This window comes from Pseudomonas sp. PDM16 (assembly GCF_014851865.1).
Lineage (GTDB): Bacteria > Pseudomonadota > Gammaproteobacteria > Pseudomonadales > Pseudomonadaceae > Aquipseudomonas.
On the sequence record NZ_JACVAM010000001.1, the window covers coordinates 397954 to 419391 of the forward strand.

A 21438-nucleotide genomic window follows, 5' to 3' on the forward strand; every position below is an offset into this window, starting at 1 on the left:
CCTCCAGGGCCCGCCACACAGAGCCTTTAATACTTTCGAGCGACAAACCAAATACATCCTTGGTGCGCTTATGCGTCTGTCATCCGCTGGGTAGGGTGCTGCCAGTTGCACCCCCATTCACGGAGAGCCTCATGACAAAAACAACAAGGCCCGGAATCTTCCAGCCGCACACCCTCGCCCTGGCCATTGCCCTCGGAACAGTTGCTCCGGCGCAGGCCGTCACTTTCAACATCGGGGAAATCGAAGGCCAGCTCGATTCGTCCATGTCGGTAGGCGCCAGTTGGGCCATGCGCAGCGCCGACCGCGACCTGGTCGGCCAGGCCAACGGCGGTACCGGCTTCACCCAGACCGGTGACGACGGCCGCCTCAACTTCAAGAAGGGCGAGACCTTCTCGAAAATCTTCAAGGGTATCCACGACCTCGAACTCAAGTACGGCGACACCGGCGTATTCGTGCGCGGCAAGTACTGGTATGACTTCGAACTGAAGGATGAGCACCGCCAGTGGAAGGACATCGACGACTCCAACCGCAAGCAGGCCGCACAGTCCTCCGGCGCCGAGATCCTCGATGCCTTCGCCTACCACAACTACAGCATCGGCGAACTGCCAGGCTCCGTCCGTCTGGGCAAGCAGGTAGTCAGCTGGGGTGAGAGCACCTTCATCGGCAACAGCATCAACGCCATCAACCCGATCGATGCCGCCGCCTTCCGTCGCCCCGGCGCGGAAATCAAGGAAGGCCTGATCCCGGTGAACATGTTCTACATGTCGCAGAGCATCACCGATCAGCTGTCCGCCGAGGCCTTCTACCAGCTCGAGTGGGACCAGACGGTGGCCGACAACTGCGGCACCTTCTTCGCCAGCGCCGACGTGGTCGCCGACGGTTGCGACAATAACTACAACATCCTCGATGCCAGCACCGTACGCACCCTCATGGGCATGCAGTCCACCCTGGCCGCCCTCGGCGTCCGGGTCGAGCCCGAAGGCCTGCTGGTCAATCGCGGCGGCGACCGCGACGCTCGGGACGATGGCCAGTTCGGCGCAGCCTTGCGCTGGATGGGCGACGACGCCGAATACGCCGCCTACTTCATGAACTACCACAGCCGCACGCCCAACCTGAGCATGCAGAACGCCAGCGCGGCGGACATCACCAACGCGCTGACCCTCGCCGGCGGCGCCCTGGCACAACCGATCCTGCTCGGCCGCGGCAGCTACTTCCTCGAATACCCCGAGGACATCCGCCTGTACGGCCTGAGCTTCTCCTCCTCGCTGCCTACCGGCACCGCCTGGTCCGGCGAGATCAGCTACCGGCCGAACATGCCGCTGCAGATCAACACCACCGACATGACCGGCAAGCTGGCCACCTCGGTAGCCGGCGCGCTCGGCACCGGTGGCTTCCCGGCAGCCCTGGCCCAGGCCGGCGCCATCAGCCGCGGTTACAACCGCAAGGAAGTGACCCAGGCGCAAACCACCCTGACGCACTTCTTCGATCAGGTGATGGGCGCCGACCGCCTGACCCTGGTGGGCGAGCTGGGCGTGACCTACATCGGCGGCCTGGAGGACAAGGACGAGCTTCGCTACGGCCGCGACTCCATCTACGGCTCCCCCTACGGCACCGCCGCCTCAAACGTCGCCGCCGCCAGGGAATACGGCTACCACGGCTTCTACACCAATAGCTCCTGGGGCTACCGCGCCCGTGCCATCTGGGACTACAGCAACGTGATCGCCGGCATCAACCTGAAGCCGAACATCTCCTGGTCGCACGACGTCGATGGCTACGGCCCGGTATTCAACGAAGGCTCCAAGGCCATCAGCGTCGGTCTCGATGCCGAGTACCGCAACACCTACACCGCCAGCCTGTCGTACACCGACTTCTTCGGCGGCGACTACAACCCGACTACCGACCGCGACTTCCTCGCGTTCAGCGTCGGTGTGAACTTCTAATCGGGCTCTACAGAGAATCAGTCAGCATGAAAACAACAAGACAACTGATCAGCGCCATCACCCTCTCCCTGCTGGCCGGCAGCGTACTCGCCGCCGTGTCCCAGGAAGACGCCGCCAAACTCGGCTCCAACCTCACGCCGCTGGGAGCAGAGAAGGCGGGCAATGCCGACGGCAGCATCCCTGAATGGACCGGCGGCCTGGCCAAGAATGCGGCCACGGTCCTGCCAGGCGGCTTCCTCGGCGACCCGTTCGCCAACGAACAACCGTTGTTCACCATCACCGCCCAGAACCTCGACCAGTACAAGGACAAGCTGTCCGAAGGGCAGGTCGCCATGTTCAAGCGCTACCCCGAAACCTACAAGATGGCGGTCTACCCCAGCCATCGCAGCGTGGCGGTTCCGGACAGCATCTACGAGGCAGCCAGGAAGAGTGCGACCAATACCAGCCTTATCGAGGGTGGCAACGGCCTGAAGGGCTTCTCCGACAGCCGCTACTACGCCTTCCCGATCCCGCAGAACGGCCTGGAGGTGGTGTGGAACCACATCACCCGCTACCGCGGTGGCAACCTGCGCCGCAGCATCGTGCAGGCAGCTCCGCAGGCGAATGGCTCCTACACCCTGGTGCACTTCGAGGACGAAGTGGCATTCCCCAGCCAGACCAAGGGACTGGATGCGAAGAAGGCCGAGAACGCCCTGCTGTTCTTCAAGCAGCGTGTCACCGCGCCGTCGCGCCTGGCAGGTAACGTGCTGCTGGTACACGATTCGCTGGACCAGATCGCCGAGCCGCGCATGGCCTGGCTGTACAACGCCGGTCAGCGCCGCGTACGCCGCGCCCCGCAGGTCGCCTATGACGGCCCGGGCACTGCCGCCGACGGCCTGCGCACCTCGGACAACTTCGACATGTATAACGGTGCTCCCAACCGTTACGACTGGAAGCTGGTCGGCAAGCGCGAGCTGTACATCCCCTACAACAACTACAAGCTGCAGTCGCCGGACGTGAAGTACAGCGACATCATCAAGGCCGGCCACACCAACCAGGACCTGGCGCGCTACGAGCTGCACCGCGTCTGGGAAGTCGAAGCCACCCTGAAATCCGGCGAGCGCAACATCTACGCCAAGCGCCGCTTCTTCGTCGACGAGGACAGCTGGCAGATCGCCGTGTCCGAGCACTACGACGGCCGCGGCCAGCTGTGGCGCGTGGGCCAGGCCATGCTGGTGCAGCAGTTCGACCAGCAGGTACCGGTCTACGCCTTCGAGGCCCTGCACGACATCATCGCCGGCCGCTACCTGGCCATCGGCATGGCCAACGAGGAGAAAAGCTCCATCCAGTACGGCATCCAGGCCTCGGCCGTGGACTTCACTCCGGCCGCCCTGCGCAACGCCGGCGTACGCTGAGCTCCAACGCAACGCTGCTCCTTTCGAGGCGACCCCAGTGGTCGCCTTTTTTGTCCGCGGGCAACCGTCGGGCAACGAATTGGATAAGATCGACCTCTCGCTTACAACAACTACAAGAGCCGAGGCCACGACCATGCACGAGAAGGTTCGCGCCCTGCATCCGGCCGCTACTCCGCGCCAGCTGGATCCATCATTGCCCCGCCTGCCGGCGGCGCACATCGCTCGCCCGCGCCTGACCCAAGCCCTGCTGGCCGGCGACTGCCGCCTGACGCTGGTCTGCGCCCCCGCCGGCTTCGGCAAGAGCGTGCTGCTCAACGACTGCGCGCGCCAGGCGCCTCATGGTACCCGCGTGGTCTGGCTCGACCTGCTCGGCCATCCGCACAGCCCCGCCGAACTGCTCACCCGCCTGTCCGCCGCCCTGCAGCTGGCGCATGGCGACGGTGAACCGTGCGCCGAACTGGGCCTGCTGCTCGGTCGCATCGAACAACCCTTGTGGATCATCCTCGACGATTACCCACGCCAGCCCTGCGCCGAACTGGACGCCTGCCTGGACCGTTTGCTGGAGCGCGCCCCGCATACTCTGCGCTGGTGGATCGGCGGCCGCCGTCGCCCGGCCTGGAACCTGCCACGCCTGCTGCTGCAGGGCGACCTGCAGGAGCTCGACGCCCATGTGCTGGCCCTCGACAGCACCGAGCTGAACCATCTATTGCAACAGCGCCAGCAGGCCCTGCCGGACGATCTCGCCGGGCAATTGCTGCACCATAGCGAAGGTTGGCTGGCCGGCATCTGCCTGCTGCTGATCGGCGGCAATGCCGACAACCTCAACCAGCGCCTCGCCGCCGGCACCCCGCTGCTGCTGGAGTACCTGGAACGCGAAGTGCTGGCTACATTGCCGCCGTCACTGCTGCACGCATTGTTCGTGCTGGCTCATATGCCGCGCTTCTCCGCCGCCCTGTGCGAACACCTGCTGGAGGAGCACGGCGGTGCCGGCGTGCTGGAACAGCTGCGCCAGCGCCAGCTGTTCCTCCATGGTCTGGACAGCTGCGGCGAGTGGTTCCGCCTGTGGCGCCCGCTGGCCGCCATGCTCAAGCGCCTGCCGGGAGGGCATGTACCGCTGCAGGCCCACGTGCGCGCCTGCCAGTGGTTCGCCTCACGCGACCAGGTTCGCGAAGCGGTAGAGCACGCCCTATGGGCCGAGCAGCCGGATGTGGCCGCCAACTATCTGCAGCGCTACGGACAGGATCAGCTACTGATCGGTCACACCGTTGCCCAGTTCCTGCACTGGCGCGACGAGCTGCCCGCTAGCCTGTTCAACAGCATGCCGCGACTGATCATGCTGCAGGCCTGGGCGCTGATCATCTGCGCCCGCCTCGACGAGGTGGATGCCTGCCTCGCCGATCTGCCCCGCTTCATGCCACAACCCGACGCCCGCCGCCAACAGCAGCTGATCGCCCAGTACCAGGCGGTTCAGGGCGTGCTGCAGCGCCAGCGCGGCCAGGCCAGCGCCCGCCAGCACTGCCTGGAGGCCCTGGCCGTGCTGCACGAGTCAGCCTGGTCGCAGCACATTCTCTGTCACCAAGCCCTGGCCCAGCAGGCCATGGCCGAGCTAGACCTAGCCAGCGCCCAGCAACACAGCCATGAAGGCCTGCGCCTGGCCCGCTTGCGCGGCAGCGTGCTGTTCGAGGCCTTGCTCAGCGTCGACCACATCCACCTGCAGGCCATGCTCGGGGAGCGAGAACGCGCTCTGGAGCAGACCGACCAGTGCCTGCATCTGCTGCAGGGCGCCGCCCAACGCGGCCCGGTGCTGGCACGGCTGCTGCTGCTGCGAGGCACGCTACTGGCCAGCCGTGGCGAGGTCGAAGCGGCCAAGGCCATGCTGATGCAAGGCGTGCAGGAGGCAGAAAGCTGCGAAGACGCCTACCTGCTGTTCGGCTATCTCGGCCTGGCCGAGTTGGCCTGCACCCAGAGCGATGCGGAGTGCGTCCAGAACCTATTGCGCCGCGCCGAACGACAGATGCAGTTGCTGCACGTGCCGGAGGTGCGCTATCGAGAAATGCTCCAGCTGGCCCACGGCAGCCTGTGGCTGCAACAGGGCGAGGTCGAGCAGGCACGCAACGCCTTCCTGCGCGTGCGCCAGCGCCTGGAAAACGAACGCCTGCTCGCCCCCTCGGGCTTCTATGATCTGCTACCCAGGGCCCGACTGTATCTGGCCCAGGCCGAGCTGGCCCGAGGCGAAACCGACGCCGCACTAGCCGCCCTGCAGGAGCTGCACGATGACTGCCGCCACAGCGGCCACCACAGCCTGGCTACCCAGGCCCGCCTTAGCCAGGCCGAAGCGCTACACCTTAGCGGCCGCCACGCAGAGTCGGACGCCATCCTGCGCATCGCCGTGGGAGAGGCCCAGCGCCAGCATCAGCTGCTCCCGCTCATGGCGCTGCAGAACCGCCAACCGGCCTGGCTGAACGGCAACCCGGCCTGGCCCCATGGCCTGCTGCAATCCATGTCCGGCCCGGGTGAAGCGCAAGCGGCCAGCGAATCGCTGCTGAGCAAGCGCGAACTTGCCGTGCTCGGGCTGATCGCCCAGGGCCACTCCAACCAGCAGATCGCGGAGCAGCTGTACATCTCCCTGCACACGGTGAAAACCCATGCCCGGCGAATCAACGTCAAGCTCGGTGTACAGCGCCGTACCCAGGCCGTAGCACGGGCCAAGACCGAGGGCTGGCTCGGCTGACTAGAGCGCCGCGCCGGCCAGCTGCACCAGCCGCTCGCTCATGCCACGCGTATGGCGACCGACCATCAATGGTGCCAGCGGCCGGCCGGAGCGGCCCAGCCGGGCACGACCGGCGCGATCGAAGTCGCCAAGCGCCATGTGCAGGTAGCGCCAGTCCGCACGCGCCCGACGCCCCGCGTCGGGCGCACTCTGCGCCAGTTGAGGCAACACCTGCTCCATGACCGCATCCAGTTCGGCCAATAGTTGCAGCTCGCCCTTGCTGACGTAGGAATCGTCCGCGCCCGGCGTTGCCTCGAAGTAGCCGAGGTAAGCCTGTGCGGCGTACTGGGCATTAAGCAACTCCAGCTTCACCGCGCTCATCCGCACGCCTTCCTGCCCTCCACCGTCCAACGCCTCGGCGGCCTTCAGCAGATCGACCAGGGCACGGCTGAGCTGCTCGGGATAGTGCCAGGGCAGATCGTCCTCGGAAGGCCCGTAGGTCAACCCTTCGTCCAGGCGAGCGAGCAAGTGCGAATAGGGTGCCTGCAGCGAAGAGCGCAAGCTGGCATCGAGAGCCTCGAAGCTGGCACGCAAACTCTCCGTATCTCGCTCGAACACCTGTAAGTGCATGGGCTGAAGCCCCTCGCCGCGCAGGCTGAGAAAGCTGCCGATGCTGCGGCAGGCCTGCAGCTGCAACAACTCCAGCGGAACATGCCCCTCGGCCCGAGCAGGCAGGCTCAGGAGCAGGGCGCAACCTATCAACAATAAGCGAAATGCCCGCATGGGGGGTTCTCTTCAATGAGGGGGAAATGACGCCATCGCGGCACAGGGTGGCAGGGCGATTCTAGAGCCAAGCCAGCAGGCCACTGGCTTCCGATCTCTCATGCCCATGCACTTCGGTAATCGCCAGGCAAAAGAAAAGGCCCGCGGCGTCCACCGGGGCCTTCTTGTGACGATGATGGAGGGGCGCGCTGATCGCCCATCCGCTGACAGTCGTCGGCGCTATTTCTTGCCCGGAATCGGGAAAGACTTGAATGCCTCGCGCAGAATCTTCTTGGCGACATCCTCAGGCGACGAAGGGGCCAGGTCAGACAGCGACTCCACCGGCTCATCAGCGACTGCCGGCTCAACCACCTCCGATTCGCGCTCCAGCCCTTCCTCAGCCTCTCGCAGATCCTCGTCCGAATTGACCATGTCGTGCCCCGTCGCTGTGCGGCTATTGTCTTTTACCGAACCCTATAGCAAATGGCGCCACACGGATACGGATCGCGACAGACGCCAGACAGACCACACGGAGCCGCGCTTGCAGCCTCAGGCCCGGAAACGACGAAGCCCGCACAAGGCGGGCTTCTCTGGCGGCTTCTGTATCGAGGAAGCCAGTATCTGGCGCATCCGGCGGGATTCGAACCCACGACCCCTGCCTTCGGAGGGCAGTACTCTATCCAGCTGAGCTACGGATGCGTTGCGGGGCGCAATCATACGCATCCGCCTCGCGGGCGTCCATGCGGGCTGTCGGTCAGAGCTCCTGCATATCGAAGTCGGCCTTGCTCACACCGCAGTCGGGGCACAGCCAGTCGTCCGGCACTTCGGCCCAGGGAGTGCCGGCGGGGATGCCATCGTCCGGCCAGCCCCTGGCCTCGTCATAGATCAGGCCGCAGATCACGCAGATCCAGGTCCTCATGCCGGCACCTCCTGCTGCAAGGGATTCAAGGCACGATCAAAACCGGCCAGCGAAGGGAAATGCATTGGCTCGACGAGCTCCAGCTGCCGCAGGTAGTCGGCATAGCGCTGCAGAACCTCCTCGCGCGCCTCCTGGCTGATGTAGGGCACGTGGTAGGCGGCGAAAGGCGGCAGCACACTCATGCCGACGTAGGCCAGAGTGCCGCGCTGCAGCGGGCGCAGCATGGGCTCCCAGTCGCCGTGCACCGCCTGCTCGTCGGCAAACATGTGCTGCTGCCCGCCGAGGGTGAAGCTGAGCAGCGCACGCTTGCCGGCCAGGCCTCCACGGTCGTAGAAACGCAGCCCGCCGTAGCAGGTGCCGGAGACCAGCACGCGGTCAATCCAGCCCTTGAGCATGGCCGGTACCGAGCACCAGAACAGCGGGAAGCTGAGGATCAGCAGATCGGCCCACAGCAGTTTGTCCAGCTCGGCGGCGATATCCGCGGCAATGACGCCGGCCTTGACTGCCTCACGCTGCTCCAGTGCATATACCAGATAGTCGGGATTGCTCCGCACACCGAAGTCGGCGGCCGAGGCCACGGGGTTCCAGCCCATGGCGTAGAGGTCGGAGACTCGCACCTGGTGGCCGGCCCCCTCCAGGGTGGTGACGGCCAGGTCCTTCATGGCCGTGCAGAAGGATTGCGGCTCGGGATGAGCATGAACGATCAGGATATTCATCGGGGTTCCAGCGCAAACGGCGGGGGCCTAAAGACCCCCGACAGGATTGGATCAGACGGCCTGGCGCAGCGGGGCGGCCGCCGGCTGGTTCAGCGGGTGCCAGCGGTTGGCGCGGGAGAAGGTACCGAAGTCGTTGAAGCGCACGCCCATCTCGCGCATCACCTTGTGCGCCACCTTCGCGGTCATTTGGCGGACGTAGAAGGGCTCCTTGACCACGAAATGGTGGATCGCATGGGTGCTGCCGAAGTTGAAGCAGAATGCCTGCAGCGGCCACAACCACCAGGGGTTGAGCACCTGGGTCTGCTGCACCACGTTGCCCAGCTCGACATCGCCGTAGTAGTGCATGTTGGAGCTGACGAAGTGCAGACAGAAGGTGCGCAGGACATTCGGACCGACCAGTACCACCACGGCGAAGGTGATACCGTCCATCACCGCCAGAGTGGTAGCCGACCAGGCGACCGGGGTACCCGCCGCCGAGGCGACGAAGTCGATCAGGTGGAAGCCCAGGAACACATACCAGGCGCCCCAGTTGAGCAGCCCCAGCGGCGCGTAGCCCTTGAGCGTACGGCTGACGATCATCTTGCGACGTTCCCAGGTCGGCGCACGGAGGAAGCGGATGAACGAAGACATCACGTTGTCGCCGACCATCAGCAGACGCGCGAAGCCCCAGGGCTCACCGTTGGTGATGGCGCGTTCCTCGAGGTCGGTCTCGGTGCCGGAGACCTTGTGGTGATTCAGGTGCAGGTGACGACGGATCCACGGGTTAATGGTGCTCGGCCGCGCCATCCACACCAGCCCCATCATCAGGTTGTGCGGCACGCGCTGCTTGCGAAAGTACATCGAGTGGATCAGGTCGTGCTCCAGCTCATGAGTCAGCGAGGCGAAGAAGGCGTTGGCCAGCAGGCAAGCCCACCAGGCGATGGCACCCTCGGCATAGAGCCAGGCAGAACCGATCATGCCGGCCAGGGCGAAGGTCAGGATGCCAGCGCCGATAGCATCCTGATGTTTCAGAATCGGGTAGCGCCGGCGCAGCTCATCGCCGTACGCCATCACCACGGCGCGGACGTGCGCCGAGCGTTCTTGATGGGTTGCAGGAGTCGGGGTCATGCACGCATCCTCTTGTTCTCTTGCGACGGCCCCACGCGGGCCGCGGATTGTGGTTGTGATCAGGCCACCCTAGAGTGCATCCGCCTTCGCGGCACCGCCCGACCGACGACGCCAACCTGTTGACCGAGAATGCCAACCTGCCACCTCAAGTTGAGTTGCCCGGCAGGGGCTGGAACCATAGCGCCCTAGCCCAATACCGGAGCCGACATGGCCATTGACCTGGCACGCACCTTTCTGGAGATCGTTCGCTGCGGCAGTTTCATCGGAGCTGCAGAGCAACTTCATCTGACCCAGGCGGCGATCACCGCTCGCGTGCAGAGCCTGGAAAGCCAGCTCAACTGCAGCCTGTTCGTCCGCAATCGTTCGGGTGCCCGACTGACCCCCGATGGCGAGGCGTTCGTCGACTTCGCCACCCGCATGGTAATGGCCTGGGAAGCCGCACAGCAGGAGTTGCCGCTCCCCCAGAGCTGCGCGCAGATACTGCACATCGGCGGCGAGCCGAGTCTGTGCAATCCACTGATGCTGAAATGGGTGGGCGCCATGCGCCAATCCGCACCCCAGCTCGCCGTGCACACTCACATCGGCGACGGCGTCAACCTGCTGCGCAGGCTCGAACAGGGCGCACTCGATGCCGCTCTGGTCTACCACCCCTTGTACTGGCAGGGCGTTCAGGTCGAGCTACTGATGGAGGAGAAGCTCGTTCAGGTACGCAATCCACATCAGTCCGGCCCTTATGTATTCGTCGACTGGGGCGAGGACTTCAGGCATCGGCACAATGCGGCGCTGCCGCAGAACACACGTGCCGAAGTCAGTTTCAACCTCGGCCCCCTGGCGCTCCAATACATTCTCGAGTACGGCGGCGCGGGCTACTTCCGCACGCGGGTCGTACAGAGCTACTTGGATTGCGGCATGCTCGAACTGGTACCGCAGGCGCCGGAGTTCACCTACCCGGTCTACCTGCTGTATTCCCGTGATCGGCACCCCGCCTCGCTGCGTCAGGCCATCGAATGCCTGCACGACCTGGTGGCCCACGTCAGCGACTGGTCCCAGCGCTGGGACCCGATGATCTAGCGCCGCTCTTGTACCCAAGATGAGAGCAGATACCACGCATCTGCAATCGCGATCAGCCCAGGTGCTCGAGCAGGTTGCGCTGCAGCGCGGCGATCAGATCCGTCTGGGTAACGATGCCAACCAGTTCCTCCTGCTCCAGCACCGGCAGACAGTGCAGCCCCTGGGTGGAAAGCAGGGGAATCAGCTCCACGACATGAGCCTGACTCTGCACATGGCGAACAGGGCTGGTCATCAGCTGGCCGACGAGAACGCGCTTGCCCAGCTTCCAGGGCAGGAACGGGCTGACACCGCGGGGCCGGCTGATGAGGTCGACCAGGCTGACGATTCCCACCAGCCGCCTGTCGTCGTCCAGCACCGGCAGGCTGCGCAGGCGGTGACGGCGCAGCATGGCCAGCGCCTGCTCGCGGCGAGTACTCGGGCTGACGCAGCGTAGATCGCGCGACATGATCTGTTCGGCCACCATTCGTCCCATGCCACGCCGAAGCGCATGGCGCTCGGTCGCACGGACCAGGCGCGCGAGGTCGTCCCGGGTGATGTCGACGAACTCGCCGAAGTCTTCCAGTGCGTGCTCGAGGTCATCGTCGGATATGCCGACTCGAAGCTCCGACGAGGGATCGCGTGTCCGATGCAGATCGGGGCTTTCCAGACGCTTGGGATACCGCGCCCCAGTCAGGTTGTTGTAGATCAGGGCACAGACGAGCAGGCAGGTGGCCGCACTGATGATCGGCACGACCAGCCCGAAGCCATGCTGCTGCACCGCCGCGCCACTGAGATGAACGCATAGCGCCACCGCGCCGGCGGGAGGGTGCAGGCAACGAAGCAGGCTCATGAGCAGTACGCTGAGCCCAACCGCGATGCAGGCATGCGTCAGCGAGTAACCCAGCCAGTGACCGAGGCTTACGGCTACCAGACTGGACACCAGGTAGCCGACCAGGAAAGACCAGGGCTGAGCCAACGCACCCGACGACACGGCAAACAGGAGCACGGATGACGCGGCCAAAGGACCGAACAGGTACATCAACAACTGTTCGGGAAAGAGTTGCAGGCAGAGCAGCAGACTGATCAGCATGCCCAGGAAGCAGCCGCAGGCTACCCGCAGCCATTCTCCCGGCCGCGTGGCAGGCACCGCCGGAAGGAATCCGGAGAGCCAGGTTTTCAACGATGTAAGAACTGTCATTTGGCGGTACAGGGCAAGAAAAAAGGCCCGCCAGCGAACGCGGGGGGCCTGAAGACGCTGGGTCGCGTCAGGAGCGTCCTTCCATGGACTAAGAAATAATCAAACCGCCCTGAACAGGCAGCTTAAAAACATCGACGGTGGCTATGGGGCTCTGGTGGCCTGCCAAAATTCTGGTGGCGCGTAGTGTGCCGATCCGAATAAGTCACAACAAACTAATAATATCTAACAGACAGTTCATTTATTTTTACTTAAAGGATGCACGGCTCACCCAGCCTCACTCCGAGAGTCGGTCATGCACGGACTCGGGCCTGCCTGCGGAAATCGATCAGAAGGTTCCTTTGGCAGCGGATATCGATTAAGAATCGACGCCTTGAACCCGACAACGACAGACCGGGGAGCCGCTTTGACGGTCGCGGACAGCTACCATCCGGTTACCCAGGCGAGCAGAACCAAAGCCGATGCCCAGCCCGACCACACCCCTGCCATCCACACTTGCCAGCTGGACACGAGCCCTGCGGCTCCAACTGGATGCCCTCGGCCTGGATAGCGCAGCGTTGTGCAGGGAGGCCGGCCTCGACCCGGCGCTGACGGATGACGCCAACGCGCGCTTCCCTCTCGATGCCACCACTCGTCTCTGGCACCTGGCGGTCGCCGCCAGCGGCGACCCCGCACTGGGCCTCAGCACCTCGCGGCATGTCGCGCCGACCACCTTTCACGCCCTTGGCATGGCCGTCATGGCCAGCAGCAGCCTGCGCGAGGTGTTCGAACGCATCGTGCGTTACCACCAGGTTGTCAGTGACGCCCTGGCCTTGAGCCTGCACGACGCTGGCGACACCTGCGAGCTGCACTTCGGCCTGGCACCGGACACCCCTGCCCCGGCACCCGAGGCCATCGACGCTTTCGCCGCCATCTACGTGCGCACCTGTCGCAACCGTCTGGGCCGTGATTACGCACCACAAGCCGTGCACCTGCGCCGCCCTGCCCCGGAAAATCCACAGCCCTGGTTGCAGGTATTTCGCGCGCCGGTGCACTTCGCCGCCAACGAAGACATGCTGTGCTTCGCCAGTGCCGACCTGGACCGCCCCTTGGGCGACGGCAATCCGGAGCTGGCCGCACATAACGAGGCGGTGCTGCAGCGGCGCCTGGAAGCGTTGCAACCCGACACCGTGGCCCGCCGCCTGCGTCGCTCGCTGGAACAATGCCTGCCGAACGGCGAACCCTCCGCCGAGAGCCTGGCCCACGGCCTGCACCTGAGCCTGCGCAGCCTGCAGCGCCACCTCAGCGACGAGGGCAGCAGCTACGAACAGGTGCTGGCCGATACCCGCCGTGACCTGGCGTTGAACCACCTGCGCGAGGCCGACTGCTCAATCAGCGAGGTGGCCTACCTGCTCGGTTTCTCCGACAGCAGCAGTTTCAGCCGCGCCTTCAAGCGCTGGACCGGGCAGAGTCCCAGTCAGTACCGCGATAGCGTGCGACCAGCGCTGTAGCGCTTGGCGAACGGGGCTACAACGCGTGGCCAGCACAAACGTTCTTTATATCGAACACTCAGAGCGAATTCCTCCGAGGCACCCGAGGCCGGCGAAATGCACGCGCCGCCTCGCCTGACACATGATTGAGCACGAAATAATCAGCCGCAGGTCAGTCGTCATTCTTTTTGATTATTTTGTTGGTTTTATCGAACATAGCTATTGCCCTTTGTCGACGTCGGCCCTAGCATTCGTTTGACATTTCAAACGCCCAGCCCGCTCCGGTCGGCTACCTTTTACCTTCCTACTGCCTGCCTCCGTGGCGCCGCGTGTACAGGAGAACGCCATGCAACTGAAAGACGCCCAGCTCTTCCGCCAGCAAGCCTATATCGACGGCACCTGGCTGGACGCCGACAGCGGCCAGACCATCAAGGTCAACAACCCGGCCACCGGCGAGATCCTCGGCAGCGTGCCGAAGATGGGCGCGGCCGAGACCCGTCGCGCCATCGAGGCAGCCGAGAAGGCACTGCCGGCCTGGCGTGCACTGACCGCCAAGGAGCGCGCACAGAAGCTGCGCAAGTGGTTCGAGCTGATCATGGCCAACCAGGACGATCTGGGCCGTCTGATGACCCTGGAACAGGGCAAGCCGCTGGCCGAAGCCAAGGGCGAGATCGCCTACGCCGCCTCCTTCATCGAGTGGTTCGCCGAAGAAGCCAAGCGCGTCTACGGCGACGTGATTCCGGGCCATCAGCCGGACAAGCGTCTGATCGTGATCAAACAGCCTATCGGCGTGACCGCAGCCATCACCCCGTGGAACTTCCCGGCGGCGATGATCACCCGCAAAGCCGGCCCGGCCCTGGCCGCTGGCTGCACCATGGTGCTCAAGCCTGCCTCGCAGACCCCTTATTCCGCCCTGGCCCTGGCCGAACTGGCCGAGCGCGCCGGCATCCCGAAAGGCGTGTTCAGTGTGGTCACCGGTAGCGCAGGTGACATCGGTAGCGAACTGACCAGCAACCCGATCGTACGCAAGCTGACCTTCACCGGCTCCACCGAAATCGGTCGCCAGCTGATGGCCGAATGCGCCCACGACATCAAGAAAGTGTCCCTGGAGCTGGGCGGCAACGCGCCGTTCATCGTCTTCGACGACGCCGACCTGGATGCCGCCGTCGAAGGCGCGCTGATCTCCAAGTACCGCAACAATGGCCAGACCTGCGTCTGCGCCAACCGCCTGTACATCCAGGATTCCGTGTACGACGCCTTCGTCGAGAAGCTGAAAGCGGCAGTGGCCAAGCTGAAGATCGGCAACGGTCTGGAAGACGGCACCACCACCGGTCCGCTGATCGACAACAAGGCCGTGGCCAAGGTCCAGGAGCACATCGAGGACGCCCTCAGCAAGGGCGCCAAGCTGGTCGCCGGCGGCAAGGCGCACGCCCTGGGCGGTAGCTTCTTCGAGCCGACCATCCTCATCGACGTGCCGAGCAACGCTGCCGTGGCCAAGGAAGAGACCTTCGGTCCGCTGGCGCCGCTGTTCCGCTTCAAGGACGAGGCCGAAGTGATCGCCAAGGCCAACGACACCGAGTTCGGCCTGGCCTCCTACTTCTATGCTCGTGATCTGGGCCGTGTATTCCGCGTGGCCGAGGCCCTGGAGTACGGCATGGTCGGCATCAACACCGGCCTGATCTCCAACGAAGTGGCGCCGTTCGGCGGCGTGAAGGCCTCTGGCCTTGGCCGTGAAGGCTCCAAGTACGGCATCGAGGACTACCTCGAGATTAAATATATGTGCCTGGGCGGCGTCTGAAGCCGGTCCATGGCCTGCTGCGCGTCGGCCATGAATCAGTTTCAAGCTTTCCAGATATGAATCCGTGGGTGTCGGGTGACAGGCAGGAGTCGTGGTCACCCGGCGTCGGCGTTTCCGGTGGTGGCACCGGCTAACCCAGCCGACGGCCAGCGGGTAGGCGACAGTTCGATCATCGTTAGCTGTCACGCCCACCCAGCCCCGTCATCATCCTTGGACCGAGCCGCCATAAGCGGCTTATGAGGACAACATGAGCAAGAACGAATCCCTCCTGCAACGTCGCCAGGCTGCCGTGGCCCGTGGCGTTAGCCAGATCCACCCGATCGTCGCCGAGCGCGCCGAGAACGCCACCGTGTGGGACGTCGACGGCCGCGAGTACATCGACTTCGCCGGCGGTATCGCCGTGCTGAACACCGGCCACCTGCACCCGAAGGTGATCGCCGCCGTGCAGGAACAGCTGACCAAGCTGACCCACACCTGCTTCCAGGTGCTGGCCTATGAGCCCTACATCGCCCTGTGCGAAGAGATTGCCAAGCGCGTACCGGGCGACTTCGCCAAGAAGACCCTGCTGGTCACCTCCGGCTCCGAAGCCGTCGAGAACGCCGTGAAGATCGCCCGTGCCGCCACCGGCCGCGCCGGCGTGATCGCCTTCACCGGCGCCTATCACGGCCGCACCATGATGACCCTGAGCCTGACCGGCAAAGTGGTTCCGTATTCCGCCGGCATGGGCCTGATGCCGGGTGGCGTGTTCCGCGCCCTGGCACCGTGCCCGCTGCACGGCATCAGCGAAGACGAGTCGATCGCCAGCATCGAGCGCATCTTCAAGAACGACGCCCAGCCCCAGGACATCGCCGCGATCATCATCGAGCCGGTGCAGGGCGAGGGTGGCTTCTACGTCAACTCCAAGCCGTTCATGCAGCGCCTGCGCGCCCTGTGCGACCAGCACGGCATCCTGCTGATCGCCGACGAAGTACAGACCGGCGCTGGCCGTACCGGCACCTTCTTCGCCACTGAGCAACTGGGCATCGTGCCGGACCTGACCACCTTCGCCAAATCGGTCGGCGGCGGCTTCCCGATCTCCGGCGTATGCGGCAAGGCCGAGATCATGGACAGCATCGCCCCGGGCGGCCTGGGCGGCACCTATGCCGGCAGCCCGATCGCCTGCGCCGCGGCCCTGGCCGTGATGGAAGTGTTCGAGGAAGAGAAACTACTGGAGCGGTCGCAAGCCGTGGGCGAGAAGCTCAAGGCCGGCCTCAACGCCATCGCCGCCAAACACAAGGTCATCGGTGACGTGCGCGGCCTGGGCTCGATGGTCGCCATCGAGCTATTCGAAGGCGGCGACCACAGCAAGCCGGCCGCCGAACTGGTCGGCAAGATCGTTGCCCGCGCTCGCGAGAAGGGTCTGATCCTGCTGTCCTGCGGCACCTACTACAACGTGCTGCGCTTCCTGATGCCGGTCACCATCCCCGATGCCCAGCTGGAAAAAGGCATCGCCATCGTCGCCGAGTGCTTCGACGAACTGGCGTAAGACCTGCGCGCCGCCCGCACGCGGGTGGCAGCGGATTCGTCCGGGCCTCGACACTCCGGACGTCTACCCCCCGTGACCCGCCTCCTCGGCGGGTCTTTTTTTGCCCATGACATGGCAGGCGACTAGTCTGCTTGGGACTGGCCGCCACGCGGCTGTCCCCAGAGAAGTACTGTCATGGCCCAGTCGCTGCGGGCTCCCCGCGTCATCATCGGCGAAGCGGACCGCTGGACCGCCGACCTCATCTGCCAACTGGTACGCAGCGCCCGTTGCGACGCCGACATCGTCGCGCTGGGCGACGGCGACAGCGTGCTCCAGCAATGCCGCCAGGCCACCCCGCAATTGATGATCGTCGACTTCGGCCTACCCGGCATCGGTGGCCTCGACCTGCTGCGCGAGGTGCGGCGGCAAAAGGCCCAGCCGCCGTTGCCGTTCTTCCTGATCACGGAGAAGATCGACGCCAACAGCGTGCGCGCCGCCGTGCCGCTGGCGCCCACCGCCTATCTGGCCAAGCCGTTCGATGCCGAAGACCTGCTGCGCCGCTTGCGCCAGGTCCTGCTGCAGCCAGGCGAGGACATCAGTTGTCCACTGCCGGAGCTGGTGCCACAGGAAACGCTCGATCAGTACCTGGAGAAGGCCCGCGAAACGGCGGCTGGCGCACCGCTGCTGAACCAGATCCACGCAGGTTTGGAGCTGCTCCAGGCGCCTACGGCTCCGGATCTGGAGGAATTGGAAAAACGCTTCTACAACGACCCGCAGCTCACCGCCCAGCTGATCGCCGCAGCCAACAGCGCCGCGGCGCATCGCGGCGGCAGCTGCCAAACGCTGGCCCAGGCGCTGCATCGCCTGGGCACCAAGCACAGCCTCAATCTCGCACTGGGCCTGGCCATGCAGCGCGGAGCGGCTCTCGATGACCCACTACTGTCGGCCATAGGCGTGAAGTGCTGGTCCAGATCACAACGTGTGGCAGAACTGGCCCACTGGCTCGCCAGCAGGCTGGATGCCAACGCCGAACGTTGCTTCACCGCCGGCCTGCTGCACCAGCTGGGCGACCTGGCATTGCTGCGGTCTCTGCAGGACTGGCACACCCGTGGAGGGGCTCTGGACGACAAGCTCATCGAGGACGCACTTGCAACGCACGCCGCCCCCTTCGGCTCGTCGCTACGCATACGCTGGCGCCTGCCGCTGGAGCTGCGTCAGCTGGTGGCTGCGGTCTATCAGCTCGACAGCGGCGTCTATTCGCGCGAGGCGCTGGTGCTCAACCTGGCGGCCCAGGCGGCCGACGTGGCACCGGATCAGTCATTCGCGGCACTGGCCAACCACAAGAGCGCGCGCATGTTGCGCCTGGACGCCACCCTCCTGGAGGCGATGCCGCGACTGGCCGACGTACGTTGACTCAGGCCTTCAGGGCTTCGCGCACGAAGTCCAGGCGGTCCTGGCCGAAGAACAGCTCATCGCCGACGAACATCGCCGGCGCACCGAAAACGCCACGTTTGATCGCCTCCTCGGTAATGGCCTTGAGCGCATCCTTCACTTCCTGCTCGGCGATCAGCGCCAGCATTTGCTGCGGATCGAAGCCGTCGGATGCCAGTACCTCGCCCAATACGGCCGGGTCACCCAGGTTGCGCGCTTGCACCCACATGGCTTCGAAGATCAGCTTGAGAAACGCTTCGAAGCGCTCCGGCATGCGTTGCTGAACGGCCACTGCGGCGCGCATCAGCGGCAGGGTATTGATCGGGAAATGTGGGTTGAACTGCATCGGCACCTGGTAGCGCCGCGCGTAGCGCGCCAGATCCTGAATCATGAAGCGGCCCTTGGCCGGGATGGTCACCGGCGAGGCGTTGCCGGTGGCCTGGAACACTCCGCCCAGCAATATGGGCTTGTACACCAGAGCCGCTCCGGTCTCGGCACACAGCGCCGGCAGCTGGGTCCAGGCCAGATAGGTAGTGGGGCTACCGAAATCGAAATAGAACTCGACCGTCTTGCTCATGTTTTTTGCTCTTCTGCTTTGTTATTGGAGCACGCAACCACGACTCGCCAACGACGCCTCACCGTCGCGCAGCCAGTCGTTACCATTTTTCCATCCAGGGGCGGAGATCGAGCTCGAAGGTCCAGGCATCGCGCGGCTGGCTGTGCAGGAACCAGTAGTTGTCGGCGATATGCTCGGGGTTGAGGATGCCGTCCTGGTCCTTGCGCGCGTACATATCGGGGAAAGTGTCGCGGATAAAGGCGGTGTCGATGGCGCCGTCCACCACCACGTGGGCCACGTGAATGTTCCGCGGCCCCAGCTCGCGCGCCATGCTCTGCGCCAGGGCGCGTACACCGTGCTTGGCGCCGGCGAAGGCAGCGAAGTGCGAGGCCCCGCGCAGACCGGCGGTGGCGCCGGTGAAGAGGATGGTGCCGCGGCCGCGGGTGACCATGCGTCGGGCCACAGCCTGGGCGGATAGGAAGGCGGCGAAGCAGGCCATTTCCCAGATCTTGAAGTACTTGCGCGCGGTCTCGTCGAGGATGCTGCACGGCACGTTGGCGCCGATGTTGAAGACGAATGCCTCGATCGGACCAATGTCGCGCTCGATCTGCTCGACCAGTTCGGCAACCTCCTCCTCCTTGCGCGCGTCGGAGGCGAAGCCATGGGCCTCACCTCCCTCTGCGCGAATGCTGTCCACCAGCGGCTGCAACTTTTCTGCACTGCGTCGGGTCACGCAAGCGACGTAGCCCTCGCGGGCAAAGCGTTTGGCGATTGCACCTCCAGTGGCATCGCCAGCGCCAATCACCAGCACCACTTTCTTGTCGTTGTTATCACTCATGTCGCTCACCTCTTTGATAAACGATCGTTTAGTAAACGAACGTTATGCTAAGCTTTCGACACCCGTCAAGCAGGAGTTCGTCATGCGCTATTCCGCCGAGCACAAGGCCCAGACCCGGGAGAAGCTGCTGCAGGCCAGCGGTGTTCTGGCCAAGCGGGGTGGTTTCGCCGGCACCGGTGTCGACGGCCTGATGAAGGCCATCGGTCTGACCGGCGGCGCCTTCTATGGGCACTTCTCGTCCAAGGACGAACTGTTCGCCGCCATCGTCGAGCGCGAGCTGAGCCACAGCCTGGAGCTGCTCGGCAGCGGCGAGGCCAGCCGCGACAAGCTTAGGCGCTGCCTGGCCATGTACTTGAGCATGAAGCATGTCGAGCAGCCCGACAGCGGCTGCGCCATACCCACCCTGGGTGCCGAAATAGCCCGCGCCGATATCGGCGTGCGCGAGAACGCCGAAAATTGGTTGGTGCGTCTGCAACAGGCCTGGGCCGCAGAGCTCGGCGACCCGCAACTGGCCTGGGCCATCCTCGCCCAGTGCGTCGGCGCCCTGGTGGTCGCTCGGATGATGGCCACCCCCGAGCGCCAGGGGGAAGTACTCGAAGCGAGCAAGGCACTGATCGCCGTGAGCGTGCCCGCGCACGACGAAAATTACTCCCAAAGTAGTAAGAAATAAGAGCCGAGTATTGATCCAGAGCGCTCGTAGCAGCTATTCAGTGGCGTTATCCTGACGTCATGTTCAGCTTTGGCGGCCAACCAGCCCCAAGGCCTGATGGCCGGCGAAAACGCCAGCCTCACCTGCTGACGGAATCGTCTTGAAATCACTCGAGGTCTCCATGCCTGCCGCGGCCGCAGCCCCGGAAGTTCTGATCGCCGAAGCCGACCCCTGGACAGCCGACCTGTTGACTCAGTTGGTGCTCGATATCCGTAGCGACGCCCAGGTACAGCGCTTCACGGACGGCCAGTCGGCCCTGCTGAGGTGCCGTCGTCGCCTACCGGATCTGCTCATCGCCGATGGCGAACTGCCTGGCCTGGATGGCATCGAACTGCTGCGCCAGTTGCGGAGACATTCGCGCTCGCCCGCCCTGCCATGCATCCTCATCAGTAATCGTGTCGATGCCAGCAGCGTGCGCGCGGTGCTGCCGCTGGCACCCGCCGCGTACCTGGCCAAGCCCTTCAATGCAGAGCACCTGCGCCAGCGCCTGGCCAGCCTGCTGCCGACTGCCAGCAACGAAAGCGGCTCGACGCCGGCGCCGCCGCTCGTCAATGATCTCGCCCAGTATCTCGACAACATGCGCGAAGACAGCGAAGGGGCACCCCTCCTGGCAGACGTGCGCGTGGCCGTCAGCCGGAGCCTTCAGGCCAGTGAAACCGACCTTGGCTCGCTCTCCCGCGAGTTCGTGCGCGACCCGCAGATAACCGCCCGCCTGATCGCGGCTGCCAACAGCGCCGCCGAGCGGCGCGGGGCCACCTGCCAGACGCTTCCCCAGGCGCTGCAACGTCTGGGCGTACCTCGGGCACTCAATCTGGTGCTGGGCATGGCCGTACAGCGCAACGCTCGCCTGCAAGACTCACGACTGGCTGAAATTGCCGTACGGGCGGGAAAGAACGCCCAGCGCTGTGCCGAGCTTGCGCATTGGCAGGCAGCTCAGCTGCGCCTGGACCATGAGCTTTGCTACACGGCCGGGCTCCTGCACAACATTGGCGAACTGGCCCTGTTGCGCTGCCTGCAGGACTGGCAGAAGTGCGGCGGCAGTCTGTCGGACGACGATATAGCGCAGGCGCTGCAGCAGCGAGCTGCCGGCTTCGGCTCCGCACTGCGCATTCGCTGGCGCCTGCCGCTGGGCCTGCGCGAGCTGATCTCGGCCTACTACACGGTAAGCGGCGGCGTGTTCTCGCGAGAAGCACTGGTGCTCAACTTCAGCGCTCTTCTGCTCGACCTGCCCGAAGGTCAGCCCGCCGAGTCGCTGCTCGAAAGCCGACCTGCACGAATGCTCGGCTTGCGCCGCGAGTTTCTCGCACGTATTCCCTCACATCTACTGGCGGAAGGTTGAG

Annotated in this window: 18 protein-coding genes and 1 tRNA gene; 10 read left to right on the plus strand and 9 right to left on the minus strand. The window is 64.8% G+C overall.

Going from position 1 to position 21438, the window contains the following annotated elements; translation table 11 throughout:
* Window positions 1-131: 131 nt before the first annotated feature.
* The 3 genes from IB234_RS01790 to IB234_RS01800 all read left to right on the plus strand — a co-directional run bounded on the left by IB234_RS01790 (window position 132) and on the right by IB234_RS01800 (window position 6065).
* Window positions 132-1940, plus strand: a complete 1809-nt coding sequence (locus IB234_RS01790; RefSeq protein ID WP_192312928.1) for a DUF1302 domain-containing protein — start codon at window positions 132-134, stop codon at window positions 1938-1940.
* A 26-nt stretch (window positions 1941-1966) separates the two neighbouring features.
* Window positions 1967-3334 carry a DUF1329 domain-containing protein gene (locus tag IB234_RS01795; RefSeq protein ID WP_192312930.1) on the plus strand — a complete coding sequence of 456 codons (1368 nt, stop codon included), beginning with the start codon at window positions 1967-1969 and terminating at the stop codon, window positions 3332-3334.
* A gap of 133 nt (window positions 3335-3467) precedes the next feature.
* Window positions 3468-6065: a LuxR C-terminal-related transcriptional regulator gene (locus IB234_RS01800; RefSeq protein WP_192312932.1), complete on the plus strand. Its 2598-nt coding sequence runs from the start codon at window positions 3468-3470 to the stop codon at window positions 6063-6065.
* On the opposite strand, the gene IB234_RS01805 is transcribed toward IB234_RS01800, so the two are convergent.
* From IB234_RS01805 to IB234_RS01830, 6 genes are all read right to left on the minus strand, one after another.
* Window positions 6066-6827: a hypothetical protein gene (locus tag IB234_RS01805; protein ID WP_192312934.1), complete on the minus strand. Its 762-nt coding sequence runs from the start codon at window positions 6825-6827 to the stop codon at window positions 6066-6068.
* 219 nt (window positions 6828-7046) lie between these two features.
* A complete protein-coding gene (locus IB234_RS01810; protein ID WP_192312935.1) occupies window positions 7047-7238 on the minus strand; it encodes a hypothetical protein in 192 nt (63 codons plus the stop codon).
* Window positions 7239-7428: 190 nt separating this feature from the next.
* Window positions 7429-7505 (minus strand) — tRNA-Arg (locus IB234_RS01815).
* A 55-nt stretch (window positions 7506-7560) separates the two neighbouring features.
* Window positions 7561-7725 (minus strand): rubredoxin, encoded by a 165-nt coding sequence (locus IB234_RS01820; protein WP_192312937.1) that lies wholly within the window; start codon window positions 7723-7725, stop codon window positions 7561-7563.
* On the minus strand, window positions 7722-8441 hold the full coding sequence (locus IB234_RS01825; RefSeq protein ID WP_192312939.1) for an NAD(P)H-dependent oxidoreductase: 720 nt from the start codon (window positions 8439-8441) through the stop codon (window positions 7722-7724). The genes IB234_RS01820 and IB234_RS01825 overlap by 4 nt, the downstream gene beginning before the upstream one ends.
* Window positions 8442-8492: 51 nt before the next feature.
* On the minus strand, window positions 8493-9548 hold the full coding sequence (locus IB234_RS01830; RefSeq protein ID WP_192312941.1) for a fatty acid desaturase: 1056 nt from the start codon (window positions 9546-9548) through the stop codon (window positions 8493-8495).
* A gap of 207 nt (window positions 9549-9755) precedes the next feature.
* Between IB234_RS01830 and IB234_RS01835 the strand changes: the two genes are divergently transcribed.
* Window positions 9756-10619, plus strand: a complete 864-nt coding sequence (locus IB234_RS01835; RefSeq protein ID WP_192312943.1) for a LysR family transcriptional regulator — start codon at window positions 9756-9758, stop codon at window positions 10617-10619.
* Between the two features lie 52 nt (window positions 10620-10671).
* On the opposite strand, the gene IB234_RS01840 is transcribed toward IB234_RS01835, so the two are convergent.
* Window positions 10672-11796, minus strand: coding sequence for an HPP family protein (locus IB234_RS01840; RefSeq protein ID WP_192312946.1), 1125 nt, complete (start codon window positions 11794-11796; stop codon window positions 10672-10674).
* 458 nt (window positions 11797-12254) lie between these two features.
* Here IB234_RS01840 and IB234_RS01845 point away from each other — a divergent pair, with 458 nt between their 5' ends.
* The 4 genes from IB234_RS01845 to IB234_RS01860 all read left to right on the plus strand — a co-directional run bounded on the left by IB234_RS01845 (window position 12255) and on the right by IB234_RS01860 (window position 17977).
* The gene (locus IB234_RS01845; protein WP_192312949.1) at window positions 12255-13283 is read left to right on the plus strand and encodes an AraC family transcriptional regulator; all 1029 of its coding nucleotides are present in this window, start codon (window positions 12255-12257) and stop codon (window positions 13281-13283) included.
* Between the two features lie 325 nt (window positions 13284-13608).
* Complete coding sequence (gene gabD, locus IB234_RS01850; RefSeq protein WP_192312952.1) at window positions 13609-15060, plus strand: NADP-dependent succinate-semialdehyde dehydrogenase; 1452 nt, start codon at window positions 13609-13611, stop codon at window positions 15058-15060.
* A gap of 247 nt (window positions 15061-15307) precedes the next feature.
* The gene (gene gabT / locus IB234_RS01855) at window positions 15308-16585 is read left to right on the plus strand and encodes a 4-aminobutyrate--2-oxoglutarate transaminase (protein ID WP_192312953.1); all 1278 of its coding nucleotides are present in this window, start codon (window positions 15308-15310) and stop codon (window positions 16583-16585) included.
* Window positions 16586-16759: 174 nt separating this feature from the next.
* Window positions 16760-17977, plus strand: coding sequence for an HDOD domain-containing protein (locus IB234_RS01860; protein WP_192312954.1), 1218 nt, complete (start codon window positions 16760-16762; stop codon window positions 17975-17977).
* A gap of 1 nt (window position 17978) precedes the next feature.
* Here the strand turns inward: IB234_RS01860 and IB234_RS01865 are convergent, their stop codons facing one another.
* On the minus strand, window positions 17979-18572 hold the full coding sequence (locus IB234_RS01865; RefSeq protein WP_192312956.1) for a 2-hydroxychromene-2-carboxylate isomerase: 594 nt from the start codon (window positions 18570-18572) through the stop codon (window positions 17979-17981).
* 79 nt (window positions 18573-18651) lie between these two features.
* Window positions 18652-19389, minus strand: a complete 738-nt coding sequence (locus tag IB234_RS01870; protein ID WP_192312958.1) for an SDR family oxidoreductase — start codon at window positions 19387-19389, stop codon at window positions 18652-18654.
* An 82-nt stretch (window positions 19390-19471) separates the two neighbouring features.
* Between IB234_RS01870 and IB234_RS01875 the strand changes: the two genes are divergently transcribed.
* Both IB234_RS01875 and IB234_RS01880 read left to right on the plus strand, forming a co-directional pair.
* Window positions 19472-20059 (plus strand): TetR/AcrR family transcriptional regulator, encoded by a 588-nt coding sequence (locus tag IB234_RS01875; protein ID WP_192312960.1) that lies wholly within the window; start codon window positions 19472-19474, stop codon window positions 20057-20059.
* A 160-nt stretch (window positions 20060-20219) separates the two neighbouring features.
* Window positions 20220-21437, plus strand: coding sequence for an HDOD domain-containing protein (locus IB234_RS01880; RefSeq protein ID WP_192312962.1), 1218 nt, complete (start codon window positions 20220-20222; stop codon window positions 21435-21437).
* Window position 21438 lies beyond the last annotated feature (1 nt).